This window comes from Tropicimonas sp. IMCC34043, from assembly GCF_003390845.1.
Taxonomy (GTDB): Bacteria; Pseudomonadota; Alphaproteobacteria; order Rhodobacterales; family Rhodobacteraceae; genus Tropicimonas.
The window spans coordinates 217,317-234,846 of the sequence record NZ_QMEK01000005.1 but is presented as its reverse complement, the minus strand read 5'-3'; the positions used below and the strand labels follow the sequence as shown (position 1 = coordinate 234,846).

Genomic DNA, 17,530 nt, shown 5'->3' with positions numbered 1-17,530 from the left:
ATATTCTTGCGACGCCACATATTTGTGCGGAACGCTCAGGCCAGCAAAGCGGCGGCCGTATCCTCGTCGGTAATCAATCCGTTGATAATCCGCCCGGAAATCGCGCCGCGCAGGGCCGCGATCTTTTCAACGCCGGCGGCGACCCCGATCACCAGCTTGTCGCTGTCGCCCGGCGGTTCGACGCGAACGCCCGCCACCCGCCGGTTCGGTTCGGCATCGAGATACTGGCCCGACTCGTCATAGAACCACCCGACGATCTCGCCCACGGCGCCGGCGGCCTGGATCTCGCGGAACTCGGGTTCACTGAGAAAGCCGTCGCGCAGCATCGGCGCGGTATCCGAGGCGTGGCCGACGCCGACGAAGGTGATCAGCGCCTGCCGCGCCAGCGCCACATTGCGCCGCACCGGCGTCAACGAATGAAACAGCTCGCGTTCCTCGAGGCTCGATGCGACGACGGGCAGGGGCATCGGATACTGGTCGGCCGATACCCGGTCGGCGAGCCGCATCAGCACGTCGTAATGCGAGGCCGATCCGTCGGGCGAGATATTGCCGTTGAGCGAAACAAGGCGGTGTTGCGGACATTTGAAGGTGTGGATCTGTTCGACCGCGGCGCGCAGCGCCCGTCCGGTGCCGACGGCCACCACAAGCGGATCGGGCACGTCGAGGATGCGCTCCATCTCGGCCGCGGCCACAGGCGCAATCGACCGCACCGGCTCCGAGCCCGCCCCGAGGCTTGGCGCCACCCGGCAGATCCGCAGCCCGCGGAGGCGGCGAAGGTCTGCCTCAAGCTCCAGACAGCGGGCAATGCGGTGATCGAGCCGGAAATGGATCAGCCCCTCGGCGACCGCACGCGCCACCAGCCGTTGGGCGCGTTGGCGCGAAATCCCGAGCTGGCGCGCAATCTGGTCCTGGGTCTTGCCGCCGACATAATACAGCCAGCCGGCCCGGGCCGCTTCGTCCAGTGGGGCGATTTCGGCCTCGGGAAAGCTGGGATCATTCATGGGGTGCCTCGCCTCGTTCGAGGGTCGGTACAGGATTACTGAAGTCATCGAAAGATGCAAACCTGCGATGAGGCTCGACATTTGCATCCATCACCTGCGCGAGACCCTGCATGTGGCTGCCGCCGGTGAACTGCCAGACGGTCATGCCGGCGGCGAGACCCGCCCGGACCCCGTTGAGACTGTCCTCGATCACCAGGCAGCGATCCGGGGCGGCCCCCATGCGCGCGGCGACATGCAAAAACAGATCCGGCGCCGGTTTGCCGCGCGCAACTTCGGAGGCGGTGAAGATCCGGCCCTGAAACAACCCGCTCAGCCCGACGATGTCGAGCGAGCGGTTGACCCGCGTCGGGCTGGAACTGGTCGCGAGGCAATAGGGGCGCCTCAGGCGTTCGATCGCCTCGCGCACGCCGGGCATCGCCCGAAGTTCGCCATCGAAGGCGGCAAGCAGCCGGCGGCGATAGTCGTCCTCGAACTCTGGCGGCAGATCGAGGCCGAACTCCTGGCGGATCTGGGCCAGAACCACCGGATAGCTGCGACCAAGGAAATGGCGGGCGACATAGGGAAGATCGACCGCAACGCCCAAGGCGGCAAGCTCTGCCACCAGCATCCGGGCCGAGATCACTTCGCTGTCGATCAGCACGCCGTCGCAGTCGAAGATCACCAGATCGAAGTCGGGCATCTTGGCGCCTCCTCCCGTTGCGTCCACCCCCGCCGGGCGACTCGCCCGATCCCGGGCTGCGTGGCCCGACAGGGCCATTCGTCATACGCGCGGAACGCCGCATTTGTCAGCAGGTTTTTCACCGGACGGCCGCGTTCAACCCTTTGGGGTCGTCACCGTCGCCGCGGCGGACGCGCATCCCTTGCGCCACAAGGTGCGCTGCCTTGGTGGGCATGCCGGCCGGTTCAGCCGGCATGCCGCGTCGCGTCAGACGTCGCAGATCGCGGTTCGGTCGACATTGTTCCGCCGGCCAAGCCAGACCAGCGACAGCCCGGCCGCGGCCGTCAACGCCCCGGCCACCGGCACCATGGCATAGCCGAGGCCCGCGCTGATCACCGCGCCACCGAGCGCCGCGCCGATCGCATTGCCGAGGTTGAACGCCCCGATGTTGATCGACGAGGCAAGGCCCGGCGCGTCCTCGGCCGCCCGCATCACGCGCATCTGCACCGGCGGCACGATGGCAAAGGCGGCAGCCCCCCAGAGAAACAGCGTCGGCAGCGCGCCGACAGGGGTGCGCAGCAGGACCGGCGATACCAGCATGATCGCGCTCATCGCTCCGAGGAAGATCGTCGTGGCCCCGTCGAGCGACCAGTCGGCGACCCGCCCCCCGAGCCAGTTGCCGAAGGTAAAGCCAAGCCCGATGACAACCAGCGCCACCGTGATGAACCCACCCGAGGCATGTGTCAGCGTCTCGAGGATCGGGGCCACGTAGGTGTAGAGCACGAACATTGCGCTGGAGCCCATGACCGTGGTCAACAGCGCGATCAACACCGGTGCCCGCGTCAGCACGCGCAGCTCGCGGCGCACGTCGGGGGCCTGACCGGCGGCGCCGCGCGGCAACGCCAGCGCAAGGGCCGCAATGGTCAGAAGGCCAAGAAGCGCAGTCCCCGCGAAGGCCGTGCGCCAGCCGACCTGCTGGCCGACCCAGGTGGCAAGCGGCACGCCCAAGACGTTGGCGATGGTCAGGCCCATGAACATCGCCGCAACGGCGCTGGCGCGCTTTTCGGGGGCAACGACGCTTGCCGCGACGACCGCGCCGAGCCCGAAGAAAGCGCCATGGTTCAGGCTGGTAACGACGCGCGAGGCAAGAAGCGTCCAATAGTCCGGCGACAGCGCGGACATCACGTTGCCAAGCGTGAAGATCGCCATCAGCATCATCAGTGCCGTGCGTTTGCCGAAGCGCGCGAGCAGCAGCGTCATCACCGGCGCGCCAATCATCACGCCAAGCGCATAGGCACTGACCAACAGCCCGGCAGTGGGGATCGACACGCCAACGCCCTCGGCGATGACGGGCAGCATGCCCATGGGTGAGAACTCGGTCACGCCGATCCCGAAGGCGCCCACGGCGAGGGCCAGCAATGGCCAGTTGAGGCTGGGACGGTTCATGGCTGTGTCCTTTCGCAGACCGGTCACGACGCCCGGTCCGGCGCAAGATCTTCGGGGCTGACGCGGCGGCTGTCAGAGCGGGCAGGCATTGGGATCTCGGCCGCGTGAACGATCACGTGGTGCATGTGGTGTCTCCTGTCGTGGCAATGCCGCGCACGTGTTCTGGTGGGGTGCGCGACCCGGTTTCCTGACCTGCTGAATAGACGCTGCTCCAACTGGCGATAATCCGCCAGAAAGGCACTTCATCTGTGAATTCAATTCATGGTACAGCGCGACATGGACAACCGGGCGGGCGAAATGCAGGTCTTCCTGCGCGTGGTGGACTCGGGCAGTTTCTCGGAAGCCGCGCGGCAGATGCTGATGACGCCCTCGACCGTCTCGAAACTGATCGGGCGGATCGAGGCGCGGCTCGGCGTGCGGCTGCTCGAACGTTCGACCCGGCGGCTGTCGCTGACCGAGGAAGGGCGGATCTATTACGACCGCAGTCAGGCGCTGCTGGCCGATCTCGACGCGGTCGAGCGCGATCTGTCGCGCGGCGCGGCCAGCATCACCGGCACGGTGCGGGTCACGGCCTCGGTCGGCTTCGGCATGGTCGCGGTCGAACCGCTGCTTCCCGCCTTCTGGCGGGAGTTCCCGAGCATCGTCGTCGACCTGTCGATCTCGGACGAGGTGGTCGATCTCTACCTCGACCGCACCGATGTCGCGTTCCGTGTGGGGGCGCTGGCGAGTTCCAGCCTGACCGCCCGCAAGATCGGCACGGCGCCACGCAAGATCGTCGCCTCGCCCGAGTACCTGCAGCGGAATGGAACGCCGGTCACGCTTGGCGATCTCGCCGGCCACGCCTGCCTTGGCCTCAACTTCCGCCGCTCGACGCCGCTCTGGCCGCTGCGCGACAACGGACGGATGCTGGACCGCGCCGCCGCCGGCCCGCTTCTGGCCAACAATGGCGAGACCGTGCGGCGCATGGCGCTGGCCGGCGCGGGGCTGGCACGCATCGGCGAGTTCCACATCCGCGAGGACCTGCAGGCGGGCCGGCTGGTCGAGGTTCTGAGCGAGGCTGTGGAAGGCGACACCGAGGATGTCCACGCGCTGTTCCTCGGCGGGGCCCGCATGCCACATCGGGTCCGGGCCTTCCTGGATTTCATGGTGCCGCAGCTTCAGGCTTTCATGGAGAACGCAGGCTCGGGCTGACCACAGGCCTGTCCCGTCCGATCCCCGGATCAGTTGTTGCCTAGCGCCTCATCGACAGCCTTGTCCGCCATGGCGAGTATCGCGTCGCGGGTCCGGGCGGTGGCAATGAAGCGCCCGGTATGGCAGAACAGCGCGCCGTCGACGCCCGAGGCTTGCTCCAGTTCCGCGCCGGTCAGGCCGGCCCAGGCCTCGGGCAGGTCGGCGCGCTGCGCGAAGCCGTCGTCGGCCAGCCGGATTCCGCCCAAAGACCATTCTTCGCCGCGGGGCGTTACCACGAACAGCAAATGATCGGCCTGCGCCTTCACCACCGCCGGGCGGAACGGCATGCCGGTCGGCAATTCCAGAACCCGGCCGTCGCCCGTACGTTCGATTGTCGCCATGACGATGGCTTCGGCCCGGAGCTTTGCCGCACTGCGCGCCACCCGCGCCTCGACAAAGCTGCGCGCGATACCGAGGGCATCGTGAAAGGCGCGCGTCTCTGCCTCGAGCCCGGTCTCGTCAAAGACCGGTTTCAGCGTCTCGATCAACCCGGGCAGGGTCATTGCGGCCAGCGGACCCGCCGCACCCGACGACAGCGTGCCGGTATCGACCATGTCGACCGGTACCACGAAAGCCGCGTCGAAACTGGCATGGATGGCGTCCAGATCCGTCTCGGGCACGTCGAGAGCCCGCAGGTAATCGCGCCCGAACTGCCGCCAGACAAGACCGAAGGCGCTGAACGGCTGCCCGTCCTCGCGCTGCGGCGCGCCGCGTTGGTGATGGTCGAAAATCCCCGCCTCGGGGTCGAACGCGCCGCCGACATCATAGACGATCCGATCCGGCCCGGGCGTGATCCACGCGCGCTCGCGGCTTCGCACGATTTCGGCATCGGGATGCAGACGGGTGAGGATGACGGAGGCCAGCACCTCATCGGCATGAAAGCCGCCGGAGTGGGTAACAAGGTAGCGCAGGGGCATGGGAGGCATCGCCAGTATGGAAGGGAACGACCCAGTTAGTCTGCTCAGGCCCCGGGATCAAGCCGATGCCGCTTGAAAGCCTTGCGACGCCGGCGCAGGAACAGCCGCACCTCATCCGCACGCGCGGTTAAGTAATATTTTACATAATTATCATTACACGACTTATTTTGCAGCGACCGTCGACGCCAGGATTGGCGCACGTAGCCTGTATTTCTATCAGTGATCTATAAAACGTTGTTTAAGCTATGAATGAATTTCTGGGCCGCGGTCCAATCCCACAGCGTTGGCTGTCACGGCGGCACCCCCGCCGCCTTGAACGTGGATCTCCGCGCCGGTCCCGGATCCTGCCGTCGAGGGTCGCGCCAACCACGTCCCAGTGCCGCTTCTGCCGTCCTGCCGGGCGCCTCTCGCTGTGGCCAAAGCTGTCGAGGCGTCGGGCGCACATGCCGGCGACCGGACCGAGCCACAGGATGAAATAAATTTCACCGCCTAGGATTTATTGACAGACTCGGGGTGCCGCCCGCATGTTTGCCCAACGTCAAATGAACCGGCGCCCGCGGCAAGAGGAGGTCGCGCCGTCCGGCAAGGAGGAAAAGCTCATGAAGACATTTCTGATTGCGGCGGCAGCCGTGTCCCTAGGTGTGTCCGCGGTGCAGGCGCAGGATCTGGATGCGCCCTGGCCGGAGACACCGTTCAAATGCGAACCGGGTGAAACCTACGTCATGAACGTGATGGTTTCGGGCGTGGAATACTGGTTCCCGGTCTACGAGATGTTCAAGCAGGCCGCGCACCAGTTCGGCTGCGAGACCGACTACACCGGCACGCCCGAATATGACGTGAACAAGCAGATCACGAGTTTCGAACAGGCCCTGGCCAAGCGTCCGGCCGGCATCCTGCTGCACCCGATGAACCCCGATCCCTTTGTCGAACCGATCAACCGGGCGATCGAGCAAGGTACGGCGATTGTGACCTTCGCCGCTGACAGCCCGAATTCCAACCGCGCCTCCTATGTGACCTCGGACAACACCCGCGAGGGGACCGTGGCCGCCGACCAGATTGCCGAGGCAATGGGTGGCAAGGGTTCCTACGCGGTGCTTGAAAACCCGGGTCAGGACAATCATGACAGGCGCGTTTCGTCGTTTGTGGCGCGGATGCAGGCCCAATATCCCGACATGACGCTGGTCGGCCGCGCGGTTACCAACCAGGACCCGAACAAGGCCTATCAGGCGGTGCTGTCGCTTGCCCAGGCGCATCCGGATCTGGGTGCGGTGTTCATGCCCGAAGCCTCTTCGGCGATCGGCGCGGCCCAGGCGGCAAAGGAACTCGGCTCGGGCATCAAGGTGATGACGGTCGACGTGAACGCCACGGTGCTCGACATGATCAAGGCGGGCGAAATGTTCGGCGCGATCAATCCAAACCAGGGGACGCAGGGCTACTACGGCTTTCTGTTGCTGTGGCTGGCCGCACACCCGAATCTGATCGACCCGATGAACGATCACGCCCGCGCCGGTTTCAACCCGATGGGAATCCCGATGCTGGACAACGGTTATTCCGTGGTCACCCAGCAGAATGCCCAGGACTTCTACTGGGACGGCTACCTCAAGCGCCGCGGCACCAAGGGTATCCAAGGCTGAGCCTCCCTGTTGGCCGGGAACACTCTCCCTAACCGGCCAACTCCTCCCGGCGGACCCGGCCATCGGGTCCGCCACCCTACCCGTAAATTTCGGAGGCTCGCATGCCATCGCTTCTCGAACTCGAGGGCATTGCCAAGCGTTTCGGCCCGGTCGCTGCCCTGCAAGACGTCTCGTTCGACCTGCGTGCCGGCGAGATCCATGCGCTGGCCGGTGAAAACGGCGCCGGCAAATCGACCACGATGCGGATCGTTGACGGCATCATCCAGCCCGATGCAGGCCAGATCCGCATCGACGGGAAGCCCGTGCGCATCCGCTCGCCGCTGGAGGCGCAGGCGCTCGGCATCGGTTTCGTACATCAGGAGATTGCGCTCTGCCCGGATGTCAGCGTGGCCGAGAACATCTTCATGGCCGCCACCGCCGCAAGCCGCGCACCGCTGATGAACTTTGCCGGAATGGAGCGCAAGGCGCGCGCAGCACTGGCCGAGCTGACCGACGTCGATCCGGGCGCCAAGGTCGGCTCGCTGTCTATCTCCAACCAGCAACTGGTCGAAATCGCCAAGGCTCTGGCACTCGATGCACGGATCCTGATCCTGGACGAGCCGACCTCTGCGTTGACCGAGGCGGAGACGAGGAAACTCTTCGCCATCGTCCACCGGCTGAAGGCGAAGGGCCTCGGCATCATCCATATCACCCACCGCATGGCGGAGATCTTCGACCATTGCGACCGGGTGACCGTGTTTCGCGATGGCCGTTACATCGATTGCCTTCAGGTCGACGGAACCACGCCGGAACAGGTGGTCAACCGCATGGTCGGGCGCACGATTTCAAAACTTTACCCGCCAAAGCTCAACCGCGCCGCGGGGCGCCCGCTGATCGAGGTCGAGGGCCTGTGCGACACCCATCTGCTCGACGACATCTCCTTCACCCTGCGCGAGGGCGAGATACTCGGGATCGGCGGGCTGATCGGCGCCGGCCGCAGCGAACTGGCAAAGGCTGTCTGCGGGCTGGGCCCGCGGCGTGCCGGGCGCATCCGGCTCGACGGGCAGGACGTCTCGATCCCGGACTTCGCCACCGCGTTGGACCACGGCGTGGTCTATGTCTCGGAGGACCGGAAGGCCGAGGGATTGTTCCTCGATCTCTCGATCCGCTCGAACGTCTCGGCACTGCGACTTGGACAGGTCTCGACCAGACTCGGGCTGATCGACCGGAGCGCCGAGGAGGCGCAGGCGCAACGACTTGGCAAGAAACTTCGGCTGAAGGCCGCCAGCATGGCCAATCCGCCCTCGGTCCTGTCGGGGGGGAACCAGCAGAAGGTCGCCCTGGCGCGAATGTTCTCGGTGAACCCCAGGGTGGTGTTCCTCGACGAGCCGACCCGCGGTGTCGATGTAGGCGCAAAATCTGAAATCCATATCATCCTGCGGGATCTGGCGCGCAGCGGCGTGGGGGTGATCGTCATTTCCTCCGAGCTGCCAGAGCTGATCGGGCTCGCCGACCGGATCCTGGTGCTGCACGAGGGTCGGCTGTCGGGCGAGATCGGGCCGGACCGGATGACCGAAGAGGCAATCATCGCGCTGGCCTCGGGGCTGAAGCCGCCAGTCGCCGCGCAAAAGCTTGAAGGAACGGAGCAATGACCGAAACCAGCCTCGGGCAAGCGACGGAAAAGCGCGACATCGTTCGCGGATCGGACGGGGCGATGAAGCGTCTCTTGGGCATGCGCGAGATGGGGCTGCTCTGCATCATCCTGCTCGTCTGTGTCGTGATGAGCCTTGCCTCGCCCTATTTCCTGACCTGGAGCAACTTCCGCACGATCTTCCTGAGCTTCTCGGTCGAGGGGATCGTCGTCATCGGCATGACGATGCTGCTGATCGTTGGCGGGCTCGACCTGTCGGTCGGGGCGGTCGTCTGTTTTGCCATGGTCGTCGCGGGCAAGCTGTTTCTTCTCGGGATCAACCCATGGCTCGCTTCGGCGGGGGGCGTCGCCTCGGCCGCCGCGATCGGGGCCGCAATGGGGGTCTTCGTGGTCAAGGTCGGCCTCAGTCACTTCATCGCCTCGCTGGCCGCCATGGTCATCGTGCGCGGCGCCTGCCTGCTGGTGACCCAGGGCACACCGCTGTCGCTGTTCACGCTGCCGCCGGAGTTCAAGTTCGTCGGCCAGGGCAGCATCGGCGGCGTGCCGCTGGTGGTGATCATCTTCCTGGTGCTGGCGGTGGTCTTCGACTTCCTGCTGCGCCGTGCCACGCGCTTCCGCGCCATTTTCTACACCGGCTCGAACGAACGGGCGGCGGAATATTCCGGGATCCGGACGAAACGGGTGATCTTCTGGGTGACCGTCCTGTGCTCGACCCTTGCGGGGCTCTCGGGCGTCATCTTCATGGCCCGCTTCGGCTCTGCCACGCCGCAGTTCGGCGTCGGCATGGAACTCAACGTGATTGCGGCGGCGGTGATCGGGGGCGCCTCGCTGAAGGGCGGGCAAGGATCGATCTTTGGTGCCGTGCTTGGCGTGGCGCTGCTGTCGCTGGTGACCAGTTCGCTGATCCTGCTCGATGTCTCCGTCTATCTGCAGGACATGATCAAGGGCTTCATCCTGCTTGCCGCCGTGTCGTTCGACCACCTGATGAGCAAGCGCGCCGGGCGGGAGGGCTGAGGCCATGGACATGAAACAGGACCTCGCCCAGATCCGCCGCATCTATAACGCGATCTCTCTGCACTACGTGGACGGGCTGACCCAGGCGCAGATCGCCGAGCGGACCGGCCAGAGCCATTCGACGGTAAACCGGATGATCCGGCAGGGCCACGAACTGGGCATGGTCGAGATCTCGATCCGTTCGCCCTTCCAGGACCATCTGGCGCTGGAACGCGAGCTTGCAGAGGTCTCCGGGCTGCGCGAGGTGGTGATCGAGGCGACGACCTCGGACAATGCCGAGGCGGTGCTGTCGCGGGTCGGGATTGCGGCGGCGGACCTGCTGATTTCCAAGGTCAAGCCGGGGCAGTCGATCTGCATTTCCGGTGGCAAGGGGGTCACCGCCTGTGTTGCCGGGCTGCGCAATGCTCAGACGATCCGCGACGTGACGGTGATCCCCGCCACCGGCCTTGTGCAGGGCAAGCACTATACCGACGTGAACCATGCCGCGGCCACCATGGCCGAGGCTTTCGGGGCACATGCGGTGCAGATGCTGTCGCCGATGTTTGCCGAGACCGAGGAACAGCACGCGATGATCACCGGGATGCGGTCGGTGTCGCGGGTAATCGATCAGGCCCGCAATGCCGATATTGCCGTGGTGGGGATCGGCGGGCTGCGCGCCCGGGCGACAAGCTATTTCGACCTGCATCGCGACATGCCGGAGGAAGAGGCAGATCTCATGGCCTCGGGCGCTGTCGCCGAACTTCTGGCCCACGTGCTCGACGCCAGAGGGCGGCTTACCGACTATGCCAGGAACCGCCTGCTGGTGGCGATCTCGCCCGAGGATCTGGGCCGGATCCCGGTGTCGATCGGCGTGGCGGCGGGGCGCGACAAGGCGGAAGCGATCTGTGCCGTGGTTCGCGGCGGCTACATCAACACGCTGGTCACCGACGAGATCACCGCACGCGACGTGCTGGCCGAGCTGATCAGGAAGGTTTGAACCATGACCATCAATCTCGGGATTGTCCCTCCCGCACCCCGCGAGGAACGGCTCGCGCGCATCGACAACGCCCGGCCGCAGGTGCTGGTGATCGGCGGCGGCATCAACGGCGCATCGGTCTATCGCGAACTGGCGCTGAACGGGGTGGAGGTGGTGCTGGCCGACAAGGCCGATTTCTGCGCCGGCGCATCCTCGGCCCTGTCGCGCATGGTGCACGGCGGGCTGCGCTATCTCGAAAACGGCGAGTTCGATCTGGTTCGCGAGGCGCTCGACGAACGCAACCGCCTGTTGCTGAACGCCCCGCATCTGGTACGGCCGCTGCGCACCGTGGTGCCGATCGACAGCTGGATGTCGGGCACGCTGAATGCGCCGCTGAAGTTCCTGGGCCTGACCCGCGCGCCCTCGCGCCGCGGCGCGCTGCCGCTGAAGCTCGGGCTCAGCTTCTACGACATCTATACCCGCGGACGCGGCGGCATGCCGAAGCACGCGTTCCTGTCCCGCCGCAAGGTGATCGCGCGCTTTCCGGGCTTCCCGGACCGGGTGCGCTGCGCGGCCACCTATTTCGACGGACAGGTCAGTCACCCCGAACGGGTCGTGACCGAGATCTTCGAGGACGTGGCGCGCGCCGGCGGCAAGGCGACGGCGCTCAATTATCTGGCGGTCACGCATATCGGGCCCGCCGGCGTCGTCCTGCAAGACCGGATCGGTGGCGGAACGGTTACCTGCGTTCCCGAGATCATCATCAACGCTGCAGGCGCCTGGGTCGATCTGACCAACAACTGCCTTGCTGCCCCGCCCTGCCCCGCGATGGTCGAGGGGACCAAGGGCTCGCACCTGATGATCGACCACCCGGGATTGCGCGAGATCCTCGGCGACGACATGGTCTATTACGAGAATATCGACGGCCGGATCTGCATCATGTTCGTCCTGCACGGAATGGTGCTTGTCGGCTCGACCGATCTGAAGGTTCCCGATCCCGATGCGGTGCGCTGCGAGGCAGACGAGCGGGCCTATATCCTCGACGGTCTGAAATACGTCTTTCCCGATATCGAGGTGCGCGACGACCAGATCCGTTTCATCTTCTCGGGCGTGCGCCCCCTGCCCGTCAGCGCCGCCGGAACGACCGGGCAGATCCCGCGCGGGCATTTCACGCAGTGGCTGATCCCGGCGACACCTGGGGCCCATGCGCCGATCCTGTGCATGATCGGCGGCAAATGGACCACGTTCCGCGCCTTTGGCGAGCTTGCGGCCAACGATACGCTGGACCGCCTCGGGTTGAAGCGGCGCTGTGGAACCGAGACGCTGGCGATCGGCGGCGGCCTTTCCTATCCCGAGGATCCCGATGCCTGGGTCGCAGACCTCGCCGCGCGCAGCGGCCTGCCCCTGCCCCGCGTCGCCACGCTTCTGTCCCGCTATGGCACCCTGGCGCAGGCGCTGGCGGAGGCCTTTGCAGGCGAACAGCCATTGCCGGGGCTTGCCGGCTACAGCGACCGCGAAATCGACTATCTGATCGCACACGAGCAGGTCGAGACGTTGGAGGATCTGGCGCTGCGCCGCACCGTGATCGCGTTGGCGGGCCAGCTTGACGGTGCCGCCATTGCGGCGCTGGCCGACAGGCTTGCGCGGGCCAAGGGGTGGTCCGAGGACGAGCGAGCAGCCCGGGTATCGGCATTCGAAGACCGGCTTCTGGCCGACCACGGGATCGCGCGGTCGCGGCTCGGGAACCCGGATTGCAACAGGGAGGTCGCGGCACAATGACGGAATATCTGCTTGGCGTCGACGCCGGCAACACCATGGTCAAGGCGGCGCTGTTCGACCTGTCGGGCCAGCCGGTCACCGTGGCGGCGCGCAATTCGACGACGCATCAGCCAGCCCCCCATTGCGTCGAACGCAGCCCGGAAGAGCTTTGGGCGGCGGCGGCTGGCGCCATTCGGGATTGCCTGGCACAATCCGGCGTAGCGCCCGGCGCGATCCGCGCCGTCGGTGCCTCGGGCCACGGCAACGGGCTGTATCTTCTCGACCGGGATGGCCGGGGGCTGATCGGGATCCAGTCCATGGACAGCCGCGCCGAGGCGCTTGCCGGCCGTATCGGCGCGCAGGCAGGCAGCCGGATAGCCGCCATCGCCCATTCCCGGCCCTGGCCCGCGATGACGCCGGTTCTGCTGGCCTGGCTGGCGCAGGAACGTCCCGAAGTGATCGAACGGGCGGGCCACGTGCTGCTGTGCAAGGATGTCGTGGTTCAGGGGCTGACCGGGCGGATCGGGTCGGATTTCTCCGATCTCGCGGGCTGCGGGCTGCTTGCCCTTCCGGGGCTGCGCTATGACACTGCGCTGCTGGATCTTTATGGCATTGCCGAGCAGCGGCGGCTTTTGCCGGAACCCGCGGCCAGCCACGACGTCGTCGGCCGGGTGACGGCCACAGCGGCCGCGACCACCGGACTGGCCCAAGGCACGCCGGTGGTGGCGGGGCTTTTCGACGTCCTTGCCTCGTCGCTCGGGGCTGGCACGGCGCGGGTCGGCGAGGCGTCGATCGTGGCCGGAAGCTGGTCAATCAACCAGACCTTTGCCGCAGAGCTGCCAAAGGTCCCGCGGGCCCTTCTGGCCACGGTTCTTGGAAACGACGTCTGGGTCAGCTGCGAAGCCTCGCCCACATCGGCGGCAAACCTCGAATGGTTCGTCCAGCAATTCCTGGCGGGTGAAGCGGCGGCAACCGGCACGGACCCGTTCAAGCTCTGCAACGAGCTTGCCGCTGGCTCGGACCCGGCGACCGCGGACCTGCCGGTCTTTCACCCCTATCTCTACGCCGGCCCGGTTCCCGGCGCCCGCGGCGGGTTCAACGGCCTCGGCAGCTGGCACAGCCGGGGCGACATGGTACGCGCGCTCTACGAGGGCGTGGCGTTCCACCACCGCGCGCATATGGCGGTGATCGATCCGGATCACCGCTTTGCCACCGCGACCCTGTCGGGTGGCGCCGCGAAATCGCCGCTATGGGCGCAGATCTTCGCCGATGTTCTGGGGATGCACCTGCGCATCGCGGATTGCGAGGAAACCGGCGCACGTGGTGCGGCGATGGCCGCAGGCATCGGGGCGGGTCTGTTTTCCAGCTATTCCGAGGCGGCCGATACCATGGCTGCCGCCACCTCGGAGGTCTGCCCCGACCCCGTGGCCCAGGCGCGCCTCGATGACCGCTATGGCCGCTGGTGCGCCTATCGCGATGCCCTCACCCGGGTCTGGACCGCCCCGGCCAGGGCCGAACCGCTGCCCCTCAAGGCGGATGACACTCAGGAACATGAAAGGATGATCCATGGCTGATCTCGACGACATTCACGACGGCAAGGACTATGCCCTCGATATCCCCGCCCGCAACAAGGCCTTCTTTCTCAAGGGCGCTGGCGCCTATGACTGGGGGATGCAGAACCGGCTGGCCCGAATTTTCCGCCCCGACACCGGACGCACGGTCATGCTGGCCTTCGACCACGGCTATTTCCAGGGGCCGACAACCGGGCTGGAGCGGGTCGATGTGAACATCGCACCGCTCTTTGACTATGCCGACGTGCTGATGTGTACCCGCGGCATGCTGCGCAGCACCGTGCCGGCGGCAATCCGGAAGCCGATCGTGATGCGCGCGTCGGGCGGCAATTCGATCATGTCCGAGCTCTCGAACGAGACGGTCGCGGTTGACATGGAAGACGCGCTGCGCATGAACGTCTGCGCAATGGCGGCGCAGATCTATATCGGCTCGGAATACGAGCATAAGTCGATCAACAACCTGATCCGTCTGATCGACGCCGGCAACCGCGTCGGAATGCCGACCCTTGCGGTCACCGGCGTCGGCAAGGACATGGCGCGGGACGCGCGCTATTTTGGCCTTGCCACCCGGATTGCCGCCGAGATCGGCGCGCAATACGTCAAGAGCTATTTCGTCGAAGACGGGTTCGAGCGGGTCTGTGCAGGCTGCCCGGTGCCCATTGTCATCGCCGGTGGCAAGAAAATCCCCGAACGCGAAGCGCTGGAAGTGGCCTATCGCGCCGTGGACCAGGGCGCCGCGGGGGTCGATATGGGGCGCAACATCTTCCGCGCCGACAATCCGGTCGCGATGATCCAGGCGGTCAGTGCGGTCGTGCACGAGCTCACCCCGCCAGAACAGGCGTTCGAAATGTACAATGATCTCAGCCAAGCCAAAGCAGCGTGAGCGCGTAATGCTGAATCGTTGGAACGAAGCGGAGGCCGCCGAACTGGCGGCCGACGCCACAACCGAGGCCGACGCCCTTCTGGCACGGCGGGCCTATTCCTCGCGGCTGATCGGCGGCGAGCCGGAACTGGCCATGCACGGGGGCGGCAACACCTCGGTCAAGGTGATGCGCGATCTCGGCCGCGGGCCGGAGCCGGTGCTGCATGTGAAGGGCAGCGGCCGCGATCTTGCCAGGGTGCAGGCGGCGGACCTGCCGGGGCTGCGTCTTGCGCCCATCCTCGACATCCACGCGCAGGGTGTGCGCTTTGGCGACGGCGAGATGATGCGCTTCCTGCGCGGCCATCTGCTCGACCCGCAATCGCCAGATCCGTCGGTCGAGACGCTGCTGCACGCCTTTCTGCCAGCGCGGTTTGTGGATCACGGCCATGCCTCGGCCATGTTGGCGTTGTCGAACCAACCCGAGGCAGAGCAGCGCCGGCTGGTCGCCGCACTCTTCGGGGAGAGCGTGATTTTTCTGCCCTATGTCTTTCCCGGTTTCGATCTGGCCATCGCCGGTGCCGCGGCGGCCGCAGCGTCTCCTGCGGCGCAGGCGATGTGGCTGGCCCACCACGGGCTGTTCACCTGGGGCGACACGGCGGACCAGAGCTATGGACGGTTCATAGAGGTCGTTTCCGTTTGCGAGGCCCATTTGGCCTCTGCCGGTGCAGCCCTGCCGCCGATGCCTGTGCCTGCAGCGAACGACGGGCTTGCCGCCATCGCCGAACGGCTTGCCGCAGCGCTGACCGGCTTGCCGGCATTCGGCGATGGCGTGCAGCTTGACCTGCGTGCGGGGATGCCGACGGCCGAACTTGCGTCGGACCCGGCGCTGCTGTCGGCTGTGGCGCGCGGCACGATCACGCCCGACCATGTGATCCGGATCAAGCCCTTCCCGCTGGTGTTGTCGCCCGATGCCACGAAGACCGAAATTGCCGATGCAATCGATGCCTTTGGGCGGGCCTACTGCAGCTATTTCGATCTTCACGCACCGGCAGCACGCGCGCCGGTGATCATGCTGGACACGGCGCCAAGGGTGGCAATCATTCGCGGGCTCGGGGTGATCGGCATCGGGAAATCGGCGCGCGAGGCGGGGATCAACGCCGATCTGGCCGAACAGAACCTGCGCGTCGTGCGGTCGGCCGAACGGCTTGGCCAGTACCAGCCGATCCCCCGGGCCGAACAGTTCCTGATCGAATACTGGGAACTGGAACAGGCCAAGCTGCGCCCGGCCGCCGCCCGCTGAACGCGGGCAAAACCGGTGGCAAGCGCGTGGGCGCCGCCGCCGCACCAGCGGCAGAACGCCGGCCGACGCTCAAAGGGAACCATCGCGCCGGCCGCACAGGCCGGCGTGGCCGCGTTGACCGCCAGACCGCAAGGCCGCGACGCGAACCGGGGCCAAGGTGCCGTCTTGTCCGATCCCCCGGGTGCTCTGCCCGGGACGTCGGCGGGGCGGCACCTTGCCGCCCCTGGTCCGTCAGACCTGCAACGAGGCCATGTCGATGACAAAGCGATAGCGGACGTCGGACTTCACCATCCGCTCGAAGGCGTTGTTGATCTCGTCCATGCGGATCATCTCGACCTCGGGAAGGATGTTTTTCTCGGCACAGAAATCGAGCATCTCCTGGGTTTCGCGGATACCGCCGATCGGCGATCCGGCGATGCGGCGGCGCCCCGTCAGCAAGGGAACCGTCGACAGTTCGGGCACCGGTCCGACCTGACCGACGATCACGAGCGTGCCGTCCACATCCAGAAGCGGCAGATAGGGCGCGAGGTCGTGCTTGACCGGCACCGTGTCGATGATCAGGTCAAATCCGTTTGCCGCCTGCGCCATCGCTTCCTCGTCTGACGACACCAACAGGGCATCGGCACCGAGGTTCTTTGCATCGGCTTCCTTGTCGGCGGTCCGGCTCAGCACCGTGACATGCGCGCCAAGGCCCGCGGCGAGCTTTACCGCCATGTGGCCAAGCCCTCCAAGACCCACGACGCCGACGCGGCTGCCTGCCCCGACATTCCATGTCCGCAGCGGCGACCAGGTGGTGATCCCCGCGCAGAGCAACGGCGCCGCCTTGGAGATATCGAGGCCCTCCGGCAGCCGCAGCACAAATTCCTCGCGCACGACCAGATGTTTGGAATAGCCGCCGTAGGTCAGTTCCCCGGAGATGCGATCGAGCCCGCCATAGGTGCCGGTGTTGCCTTCGCGGCAAAGCTGCTCTTCGCCCTTTTCGCACTGGTCACAATGCTGGCAGCTGTCGACCATGCAACCGACGGCAACATGATCGCCAACCCTGTAATTCGTCACGTCGGGTCCGACCTCGATCACCCGGCCGACGATCTCGTGGCCCGGAACCGCCGGGAAGGTGGTCCAGCCCCAATCGTTGTGTGCCCAGTGCAGGTCGGAATGGCAGACCCCGCAATACAGGATCTCCATCACCACGTCGTTCTCGCGCGCAGCGCGACGTTCAAAGCTGAAAGGCGCCAGAGGGGTGTCGGCGTCCTGTGCGGCATAGCCGGTGGTCTGCATGTCATGTCTCGCTGTGTGCAAATGGGGTCGAGGCGCGGGCAATACGGCGGCGCTCCGACAGATGTTGGAAGGTACTAGCCTCTCGGGTCTCCGCGAGCCAGTCATCATCAGATCGAAGACCTTGCACCAATTGTTGACCAATCGATTGTTTGGCGCGTGACGGTCAGGTTTGAACCGCGCAAGCCGCGGGAACGCGGGTCGGCGCGCCGCCCGAGGCCGGTGAGGCGAAGGCCGAGGCGCAGCGCATTTTTTTCACCGACACCAACCTGCGTCAGT

The 17,530-nt window shown here is 66.1% G+C and carries 14 protein-coding genes; 9 read left to right on the top strand and 5 right to left on the bottom strand.

The window, feature by feature from the left end; all coding sequences use genetic code 11:
- Nucleotides 1-35: 35 nt before the first annotated feature.
- The 3 genes from DQG17_RS17275 to DQG17_RS17265 form a co-directional block, all read right to left on the bottom strand.
- Complete coding sequence (locus tag DQG17_RS17275) at nt 36-1,001, bottom strand: sugar-binding transcriptional regulator (RefSeq protein WP_116134123.1); 966 nt, start codon at nt 999-1,001, stop codon at nt 36-38.
- Entirely contained in the window at nt 994-1,680 is a 687-nt protein-coding gene (locus DQG17_RS17270; protein ID WP_116134122.1) for an HAD family hydrolase, read from the bottom strand. The genes DQG17_RS17275 and DQG17_RS17270 overlap by 8 nt, the downstream gene beginning before the upstream one ends.
- Nucleotides 1,681-1,926: 246 nt before the next feature.
- Nucleotides 1,927-3,105, bottom strand: coding sequence for an MFS transporter (locus tag DQG17_RS17265; RefSeq protein WP_116134121.1), 1,179 nt, complete (start codon nt 3,103-3,105; stop codon nt 1,927-1,929).
- 261 nt (nt 3,106-3,366) lie between these two features.
- On the opposite strand from DQG17_RS17265, the gene DQG17_RS17260 reads away from it, so the two are divergent.
- Entirely contained in the window at nt 3,367-4,296 is a 930-nt protein-coding gene (locus DQG17_RS17260; RefSeq protein WP_232829484.1) for a LysR family transcriptional regulator, read from the top strand.
- Between the two features lie 29 nt (nt 4,297-4,325).
- On the opposite strand, the gene DQG17_RS17255 is transcribed toward DQG17_RS17260, so the two are convergent.
- Nucleotides 4,326-5,252 carry an MYG1 family protein gene (locus tag DQG17_RS17255; protein ID WP_116134120.1) on the bottom strand — a complete coding sequence of 309 codons (927 nt, stop codon included), beginning with the start codon at nt 5,250-5,252 and terminating at the stop codon, nt 4,326-4,328.
- A gap of 599 nt (nt 5,253-5,851) precedes the next feature.
- Here DQG17_RS17255 and DQG17_RS17250 point away from each other — a divergent pair.
- The 8 genes from DQG17_RS17250 to DQG17_RS17215 all read left to right on the top strand — a co-directional run bounded on the left by DQG17_RS17250 (nt 5,852) and on the right by DQG17_RS17215 (nt 15,976).
- Nucleotides 5,852-6,886, top strand: a complete 1,035-nt coding sequence (locus tag DQG17_RS17250) for a substrate-binding domain-containing protein (protein ID WP_116134174.1) — start codon at nt 5,852-5,854, stop codon at nt 6,884-6,886.
- 101 nt (nt 6,887-6,987) lie between these two features.
- Nucleotides 6,988-8,517 carry a sugar ABC transporter ATP-binding protein gene (locus tag DQG17_RS17245; RefSeq protein ID WP_116134119.1) on the top strand — a complete coding sequence of 510 codons (1,530 nt, stop codon included), beginning with the start codon at nt 6,988-6,990 and terminating at the stop codon, nt 8,515-8,517.
- Entirely contained in the window at nt 8,514-9,530 is a 1,017-nt protein-coding gene (locus DQG17_RS17240) for an ABC transporter permease (RefSeq protein WP_116134118.1), read from the top strand. Before DQG17_RS17245 ends, DQG17_RS17240 begins: the two co-directional genes overlap by 4 nt.
- Before the next feature lie 4 nt (nt 9,531-9,534).
- The gene (locus tag DQG17_RS17235) at nt 9,535-10,506 is read left to right on the top strand and encodes a sugar-binding transcriptional regulator (RefSeq protein ID WP_116134117.1); all 972 of its coding nucleotides are present in this window, start codon (nt 9,535-9,537) and stop codon (nt 10,504-10,506) included.
- A 3-nt stretch (nt 10,507-10,509) separates the two neighbouring features.
- On the top strand, nt 10,510-12,264 hold the full coding sequence (locus tag DQG17_RS17230) for a glycerol-3-phosphate dehydrogenase/oxidase (RefSeq protein WP_116134116.1): 1,755 nt from the start codon (nt 10,510-10,512) through the stop codon (nt 12,262-12,264).
- On the top strand, nt 12,261-13,817 hold the full coding sequence (locus DQG17_RS17225) for an FGGY-family carbohydrate kinase (protein ID WP_116134115.1): 1,557 nt from the start codon (nt 12,261-12,263) through the stop codon (nt 13,815-13,817). The genes DQG17_RS17230 and DQG17_RS17225 overlap by 4 nt, the downstream gene beginning before the upstream one ends.
- Nucleotides 13,810-14,697, top strand: a complete 888-nt coding sequence (gene lsrF, locus DQG17_RS17220) for a 3-hydroxy-5-phosphonooxypentane-2,4-dione thiolase (RefSeq protein WP_116134114.1) — start codon at nt 13,810-13,812, stop codon at nt 14,695-14,697. Before DQG17_RS17225 ends, lsrF begins: the two co-directional genes overlap by 8 nt.
- Nucleotides 14,698-14,704: 7 nt before the next feature.
- Entirely contained in the window at nt 14,705-15,976 is a 1,272-nt protein-coding gene (locus DQG17_RS17215; protein WP_157973647.1) for a class II aldolase/adducin family protein, read from the top strand.
- Nucleotides 15,977-16,207: 231 nt separating this feature from the next.
- On the opposite strand, the gene DQG17_RS17210 is transcribed toward DQG17_RS17215, so the two are convergent.
- On the bottom strand, nt 16,208-17,254 hold the full coding sequence (locus tag DQG17_RS17210; protein WP_116134112.1) for an NAD(P)-dependent alcohol dehydrogenase: 1,047 nt from the start codon (nt 17,252-17,254) through the stop codon (nt 16,208-16,210).
- Nucleotides 17,255-17,530 lie beyond the last annotated feature (276 nt).

What these genes read in the sequence shown, in the direction of transcription:
- DQG17_RS17270 (WP_116134122.1), bottom strand. Translation starts at nt 1,680, where the DNA reads ATGCCCGACTTCGATCTGGTGATCTTCGACTGCGACGGCGTGCTGATC.
- DQG17_RS17250 (WP_116134174.1), top strand. Translation starts at nt 5,852, where the DNA reads ATGAAGACATTTCTGATTGCGGCGGCAGCCGTGTCCCTAGGTGTGTCC.
- DQG17_RS17245 (WP_116134119.1), top strand. Translation starts at nt 6,988, where the DNA reads ATGCCATCGCTTCTCGAACTCGAGGGCATTGCCAAGCGTTTCGGCCCG.
- DQG17_RS17230 (WP_116134116.1), top strand. Translation starts at nt 10,510, where the DNA reads ATGACCATCAATCTCGGGATTGTCCCTCCCGCACCCCGCGAGGAACGG.
- DQG17_RS17265 (WP_116134121.1), bottom strand. Translation starts at nt 3,105, where the DNA reads ATGAACCGTCCCAGCCTCAACTGGCCATTGCTGGCCCTCGCCGTGGGC.
- DQG17_RS17225 (WP_116134115.1), top strand. Translation starts at nt 12,261, where the DNA reads ATGACGGAATATCTGCTTGGCGTCGACGCCGGCAACACCATGGTCAAG.
- DQG17_RS17240 (WP_116134118.1), top strand. Translation starts at nt 8,514, where the DNA reads ATGACCGAAACCAGCCTCGGGCAAGCGACGGAAAAGCGCGACATCGTT.
- DQG17_RS17255 (WP_116134120.1), bottom strand. Translation starts at nt 5,252, where the DNA reads ATGCCCCTGCGCTACCTTGTTACCCACTCCGGCGGCTTTCATGCCGAT.
- DQG17_RS17235 (WP_116134117.1), top strand. Translation starts at nt 9,535, where the DNA reads ATGGACATGAAACAGGACCTCGCCCAGATCCGCCGCATCTATAACGCG.
- lsrF (WP_116134114.1), top strand. Translation starts at nt 13,810, where the DNA reads ATGGCTGATCTCGACGACATTCACGACGGCAAGGACTATGCCCTCGAT.
- DQG17_RS17210 (WP_116134112.1), bottom strand. Translation starts at nt 17,254, where the DNA reads ATGCAGACCACCGGCTATGCCGCACAGGACGCCGACACCCCTCTGGCG.
- DQG17_RS17275 (WP_116134123.1), bottom strand. Translation starts at nt 1,001, where the DNA reads ATGAATGATCCCAGCTTTCCCGAGGCCGAAATCGCCCCACTGGACGAA.
- DQG17_RS17215 (WP_157973647.1), top strand. Translation starts at nt 14,705, where the DNA reads ATGCTGAATCGTTGGAACGAAGCGGAGGCCGCCGAACTGGCGGCCGAC.
- DQG17_RS17260 (WP_232829484.1), top strand. Translation starts at nt 3,367, where the DNA reads ATGGTACAGCGCGACATGGACAACCGGGCGGGCGAAATGCAGGTCTTC.